General features: G+C 69.6%; 5 protein-coding genes. 2 read left to right on the plus strand and 3 right to left on the minus strand.

From position 1 onward, the window contains the following. Nucleotides 1–1,306: UPF0182 family protein (locus tag VKG64_03150; GenBank protein ID HKB24027.1), on the plus strand; the 1,306-nt coding region annotated here is incomplete at its 5' end. Here VKG64_03150 and VKG64_03155 read toward each other — a convergent pair. Together VKG64_03155 and VKG64_03160 are read right to left on the minus strand one after the other, a co-directional pair. Continuing rightward, nucleotides 1,303–1,563 carry a hypothetical protein gene (locus VKG64_03155; GenBank protein ID HKB24028.1) on the minus strand — a complete coding sequence of 87 codons (261 nt, stop codon included), beginning with the start codon at nucleotides 1,561–1,563 and terminating at the stop codon, nucleotides 1,303–1,305. The genes VKG64_03150 and VKG64_03155 overlap by 4 nt on opposite strands. Nucleotides 1,564–1,601: 38 nt before the next feature. Beyond that, nucleotides 1,602–2,735: an MFS transporter gene (locus VKG64_03160; GenBank protein HKB24029.1), complete on the minus strand. Its 1,134-nt coding sequence runs from the start codon at nucleotides 2,733–2,735 to the stop codon at nucleotides 1,602–1,604. Nucleotides 2,736–3,003: 268 nt separating this feature from the next. Between VKG64_03160 and VKG64_03165 the strand changes: the two genes are divergently transcribed. Beyond that, a complete protein-coding gene (locus tag VKG64_03165) occupies nucleotides 3,004–4,008 on the plus strand; it encodes an ABC transporter substrate-binding protein (GenBank protein ID HKB24030.1) in 1,005 nt (334 codons plus the stop codon). 23 nt (nucleotides 4,009–4,031) lie between these two features. Here the strand turns inward: VKG64_03165 and lptG are convergent, their stop codons facing one another. Beyond that, nucleotides 4,032–6,392: an LPS export ABC transporter permease LptG gene (gene lptG / locus VKG64_03170; GenBank protein ID HKB24031.1), complete on the minus strand. Its 2,361-nt coding sequence runs from the start codon at nucleotides 6,390–6,392 to the stop codon at nucleotides 4,032–4,034. Nucleotides 6,393–6,519: the final 127 nt, after the last annotated feature.

Below are 6,519 nucleotides of genomic sequence, written 5' to 3' on the forward strand. Positions count from 1 at the left end.
CGTCCTGGTCAAGACCCGCCAGCAGGAGCTCAGCTATCCGTCCGGCGACCAGAACGTCTACACGACGTACGCCGGGACGGGCGGTGTTCCGATCGGCGCCTGGTTGAGGAAGCTCCTCTTCGCGGTGCGCTTCGGCGAGATCAAGATCCTCCTCTCGAACGACCTGACGGCCGACAGCCGGATCATGATCTACCGCGCGATCGGCCAGCGCGTGCGCCAGATCGCGCCGTTCTTCAAGTACGATCACGACCCGTACATCGTGGTGACGGACGACGGCCGCCTGGTCTGGATGCTCGACGGCTACACGACGACGGACCGTTACCCGTACTCGGACCCGGTGCCGGGGGTGGGCAACTACATCCGGAACTCCGTGAAGGCGACGGTGGACGCGTACAACGGCGCCGTGACGTTTTACCTCGCCGATTCCACGGACCCGATCGTGCGCGCGTACGCACGCGCGTTCCCCGGCCTCCTGAAGCCGCTCGACGCGATGCCGGCGAGCCTCCGGAGCCAGGTCCGCTACCCCGAGGACTTCTTCGCGATCCAGGCGCGCAAGTACGCGACGTACCACATGCGGGACCCCCAGGTGTTCTACAACAAGGAGGACCTCTGGGCGATCCCGCGGCGCACCGTCGAGGGGCGCGACCGGGAGATGGAGGCGTACTACACGATCATGCGCCTCCCCGGGGAGAAGAAAGAGGAGTTCATCCTCCTCACGCTCTTCAACCCGAGCCGCCGGGACAACATGATCGCGTGGCTCGCCGCGCGGTCGGATCCGCCGAACTACGGCCGCCTGCTCGTCTACGACCTGCCGAAGCAGAAGCTGGTCTTCGGCCCGCGGCAGATCGACGCGCGCATCGACCAGGAGCCGGTGATCTCACAGCAGCTCTCGCTGTGGAACCAGCGCGGCTCGACGGTCATCCGCGGCTCGCTCGTCGCGATTCCGCTCGACCAGTCGCTGATCTACGTCCAGCCGCTCTACCTCGCGGCGTCGGAGCAGGGCGCGGTCCCGGAGCTCCGCCGGGTGATCGTGGCCTACGGCAACCAGATCGTGATGGAGCAGACGCTCGCGCAGTCGCTCGCCCGCCTTTTCGGCGCTCGGCCGACCGGCCCGCCCGCGGCGGCGACCGCGGCCGCGCGGCCCGGCGGTGCCGAGCCCGCCGGCGAGCGCCTTCTCGCGCAGCGCGCGCTGGAGATCTGGAACCGCGCCCAGGACGCGCTCCGGCGCGGCGACTGGACGGCCTACGGCGCGGAGCAGAAGCGCCTGGAGGACATGCTCCGCGCCCTCGCGCAGGGGCGCCGCTAGCCCACCGCGGTGGTGCTCGTCGTCCTGGTCGTGCTCATGGCCCTCGCCTCTCCCGCCGCGGCCGATGAGGGGTCCTGGACGGAGCGCTGGCTGACCCAGTCGACGCTGACGGGCAACTGGTTCGGCGCGCGCGACACGCTTGCCGCGTGGGGCATCGATGTCTCAGGGGACTGGGCCTCGGGGACCGACCTCTCCGTCGACATCGGCAACGTCTTCACCGCGGCCAGCGTGTCCGTTCCGCGCAGCCGCTGGGTCATACGTTCCCCCTCGCTACTCCTCGCGACATGGATGACCTTCAGGCGTCGGCAGCGATCGGGCGCGGCCGGCCCAGGTAGAGGAGCGGCATGCAGACGAGGATGGTCGCGCTGGTGGCGAGCAGCGCGGCCATGAACGACATCGTGCTGGTGAGGACGCCGGCCAGCACGTCGCTCCCGATGGAGCCCGCGGCGTAGGCGATGTTGTACACGGCGTACACCGACGCGTAGCCGGACGTGCCCCGGCGGTCGACCGCCTCGGCCAGCTCGGAGAGCGATGTGTTCAGCGTGAACGCCGTCGAGACGTCGACCAGGGTGAGGAAGACTCCGGCCCAGAAGACATTGCTGGTCAGGCCGAGCAGCGGCAGGCTCCCGGCCGTCATGAAAAGGCCCAACACCATGGTGGGGCGTAACCCGTACTGCTCGGCGATCTGATCGACGAGCGGAGAGCAGACGCCGTACATCACCGTCGAGATGGTGAAGATCAGCCCGATCATGCCGCTCGAGGTGCCCGCGACACGGCTGAGATGGGCAGGGAGGAGAGGCTCGAGGAGCCCCCATCCACCCGCGCCCAGGACGACGACCAGGGCGGCCGCCAGGACGGAGCGGTCGCGCAAGAGTCCTCCGAGGTCCGAGCGCTCGCTGGCGTCGCGGGGCGGCTCCGGGATCAGGACGATCCGCATGAACGCGTCCACGAACAGCAGGGCACCGGCGACGACGAACGGCAGTCCGTAGCCGCTGAGATCAAACAGCACGCCGCCGGCCAGGGGCCCTAGAACCGATCCGCCCGTACTACCCATCATGGCGAACCCCATCATCTGGGTCCGCTTCTGGGTGAAGAGCTCCGCCACCAGGGCCAACCCCGCCGTCCAGGTCGCCGCCGCGGCCACGCCCTGGACGGTGCGGGCGACGAACATCTCGCCGAAGGTCGTGGCGAACGCGAACAGCAGCGTCGCCGCCCCCTGAAGGAGCACGCCGTAGATCATGGGCCGCCGGCGGCCGTGACGGTCGGACAGGACGCCGAAGATCGGCGTGGTGAGGAAGAGCCCGACCGCGTAGGCGCCATACATCACGCCCAGCGCCCACTCGTCCTCGATCCGGGCGGGAGACTTGGGCGTGAGCGGGATGACGAGGCCGTAGAGGAACGAGTCGGTGAAGAGCGCCACCGTCACCACGGTCAGAGTAACCTTCGGCGATCCGCGCAGCCGGCCCACGAGGCTCATCGGGATCCCGATCGGTGCGATACCTCCGCACCATGCCTGCGTCGAGGATCAGCCACCATTCGCGGCGGGACTCAGCGCCCGGTGAAGAAGGCGCGGAGCTGGATCCGCGTCGTCACCCCGCGTGGACGTCCAGCCGAGGAAGCGCACGAAGCCGTTCTGCGGCGCGTGGAGTGTGCGGGTCGCCATGCCGCGCGCCATAATAACACCGGGAGGGACCACGATGAGACGCTGGATGGCGGTGATGCTCGGAGCGCTGGGACTCGCCCTCCTCGGGGCCACGAGCGCCGGCTCGGGCGCGGTCGTCGAGAAGGTGCAACTGCAGCTCAAGTGGGTGACGCAGGCCCAGTTCGCGGGCTATTACGCGGCCCGAGCCAGGGGGTTCTACGAGACCGAGGGCCTGGAGGTCACCATCCGGCAGGGCGGCCCCGACATCGTGCCGGAACAGGTGGTGGCGAACGGCGTGACCGAATTCGGCGTCGACTTTCTGCCGAGTCTGCTCGCCGCACGGGATCGGGGGCTGCCGCTCGTGAACATCGCCCAGGTCTACGCGTACAGCGGCATGCGGGAGATTGCCTTCAAGAGCTCCGGCATCCGAGGCCCCGCCGACCTCCGCGGGCGGAGGGTGGCGGTGTGGGTCGGCGGCAACGAGTACGAGCTGCTGGCGACACTGGAGAAGTACAAGATCGACTCCCACCGGGATATCACGCTCGTGCCGCAGCCCTTCGACATGAATTTGTTGCTTCAGAAGAAGGTGGACGCGGCCGCCGCCATGACCTACAACGAGTACAAGCAAGTCCTCGACGCCGGCGTCAATCCCGAGGAGCTGGTGGTCATCGACTTCAACCGGGAGGGGACGGCCATGCTCGAGGACGGCATCTTCGTCCGGGCGAAGTGGCTCGCGTCCGCCAAGAACAAGCAGATCGCGGCGCGCTTCCTCCGCGCCTCGCTCAGGGGCTGGGAATTCTGCCGCGACCGTCCGGGCGACTGCGTCGAGCTGGTGCTCAAGGAGAGCCCACGCCTCGGGCGCGGGCACCAGACGTGGATGATGGCCGAGGTGAACAAGCTGATCTGGGGACCACCGGCGCCGCCCACGCCGCCCGGGAAGATGGACGCCGCGGCCTTTCAACGGACGGCCGACATCGCGTTCCGTTTCGGCGTCATCAAGCAGCCGGCGGATCGGGACGCCTACACGCACGCGATCTGGGAGATGGCCCAGCGACAGTGATGACCGAGGAGCAGCGGGGCGGGCTAGGTGCGGGCGCGGAGGAGGAGCGAGACGCCGATCCCCAGGAAGATCACGTTCGCCGTCCACGCGGCGAGCAGCGGGGGCAGGAGGTCGGCGCGCGCGAACGCGAGCGCGACGTAATGGACGACGAGGTAGCCCGCCATGATCGCCACCGCGAGGCCGACGCCGAACAGCCGGCCGTGGCGCGGTGACTGGAGCGCGAACGGGATCGCGACCAGGACCATGACGAGGTTCACGAGCGGGAACGAGAGCTTCGAGTAGAGCTCGACCAGGTACTTGCGAGCCTGGAAGCCCGCCGCCTCGAGCTGGCCGATGTATTCCTTGAGCTCGCGGTAGCTCATGGAGGTGATGGGCTTCTGGATGCGGATGAAGTCCTCCATCTCCTCCTTGATGTCGAGCGCGGTCCACACGAACGGCACCGTCTGCACCTGGCCGTCGGGCCGGACCTCGCGGAGGGCGCCCTCCGAGAACTCCCAGCCCGCCGGCGTCCAGTGGGCACGCCGCGCGTCGAGGCGGTCGGTGAGCCGGAAGTCCTTGTCGACCTCGAGGATCGTCACCCCGTACATGTCGTTGGTGCCGGGGTGGAGCAGCTCGATGCGGTAGAAGCGCGTGTCCGAGCTCCGCACCCAGAGGCGCTGCCGCGACTGCAGGTGGCGCGGCGCCTGGCCGCGGATCTTCACGCGGTCCACCTCGTCGCCGTGCTCGTTGAGGCCCGGGAGCACGAGCTCCTGGAAGAGGCCCGCGGCCGCCGCGACGACGACGCCGATGCCGAGGATCGGCAGGCTGACCCGGTAGAGGGACAGGCCGGCGGCCTTCATCGCGGTCAGCTCGTGGTAGCGGGAGAGCGTGAGGAACAGGAAGATCGTCGCGACCAGCATGATGACCGGCAGCCCGTCGTGCAGCGCGGGCGGCAGCCGGTACGCGAAGTGCTCGAGGATGTAGAGGAGCGGCGGCTTGACGCGCAGGTAGCGGTCGAGCGTCTGCAGGAGGTCGATCACGACGAACAGCGCCGCCGCGACCGCGAGGCCGACCGCCATGAACGTGACGAACTCGCGGACGAGGTAGCGGTCGATGATGTGCGTCGAGTCCCGGGCGGTGCCGGGTGCGTGCGCCCGGACGGCGCTGACGCGCGGCGCGGGCGCCCGTCGCTGGAGCCGGCCGAGCGCGCGCCAGAGCGCCGGCATCGCCGGCAGGCGCCACTCCCGCGCCGTCGCCGCCAGGAGGATCGCGCCGGCGAGGGCGAAGATCGTGTTCGGCGCCCAGATCGCGAGCCACGGCGCGACGGTGAGCCGGAGCGCCACGCCCTCGAGCGACGTCATCAGCACGTAGTAGGCGAGGAGGATCCCGAGGCTCGCGGCGAGCGCGATCGAGCGGCCGCCCCGGTGCGAGCGGATCGCCAGCGGGAAGGCGACGAGGGCGAAGACGAGCGCCGCGAAGGGCAGCGCGTAGCGCTTGTGCCACTCGATCAGGTACGGCGCGCGGCCGTGCGGGTCGGCCCGCAGCTCGACGATCCGGGCCTCGAGCTCGCCGAGGGGCAGGTCCTTCTCCGGCTTCTCGATCCGGGGCGCGCCCTTGAGCGGCGAATCGACCGACAGGCTCATGTCGTAGATGCTGAACAGCGTGTGCCGGTAGCGCGCGGCGCTCGCGGCGCCGCCGGGCGGCGCCACGTCGGTGAGCACGGCCTTGGGCGGATCGGCCGGCATCACGTCCGCCTCGTTGACCGCGCCGTTCAGCATGCGCAGCGTGATGCGCCGGTTCACGTCGTCGGTGAGGAGCCGCCCCTCGCGCGAGGTGATGATGCGCGAGAGCTTGGGGTTGCGCTCATCGGAGACGAGGAGCCCGCGGAGGGCCACTTGCGACGCGCTGACCTCCTCGACGTAGATGATGACGTCGCCGAACGTGGTGTTGAAGACGCGCTCCTGCAGCCCGCTGACCGCGCGCGACTGGAGGATCTTGAAGAGCTGGCGCTGGAACTCGCGGTTGGCGAACGGGTTCGCGACGAGCGTCAGGAGCGCGGTGGTCCCCGCGACGGCGAGCGCGGCGAGGAGCACCGGACGGAAGAGGCGCAGGACGCTCACGCCCGCCGACTTGAACGCGACGATCTCGAGGTCGCCCGCGAGCCGCCCGCCGGCGAGGAGCACGGCGACGAGGAGCGCCATCGGCAGCGTGTGGGCGAGGAACGACGGGAGCATGAAGACGAGGAGCTGGACCACGAGGTAGAAGGGGACGCCCTTGGTGATGACCAGGTCGGTCAGGTGGTAGATGCGGTCGATGAGAAGGAAGAAGGTGAAGAGCGAGCCGCCGAAGACGAACGGCGAGACGAGCTCGCGCGCGAGGTACCGATCGAGGACGGGCAACCTCACGCGTCTGTTGTACCATAGCCGCGTGCGCTGGCCAGCGGGATGCGGGACGTGGACACGGGCGGTCGGCGCCCTCCTGCTGCTGGCGTGGGCACTCGGGCCGCGCGCGCTCGGCGCGGCGGGCGTCCCC

This window comes from Candidatus Methylomirabilota bacterium, from assembly GCA_035260325.1.
In the GTDB taxonomy this organism is placed as follows: Bacteria; Methylomirabilota; Methylomirabilia; order Rokubacteriales; family CSP1-6; genus AR19.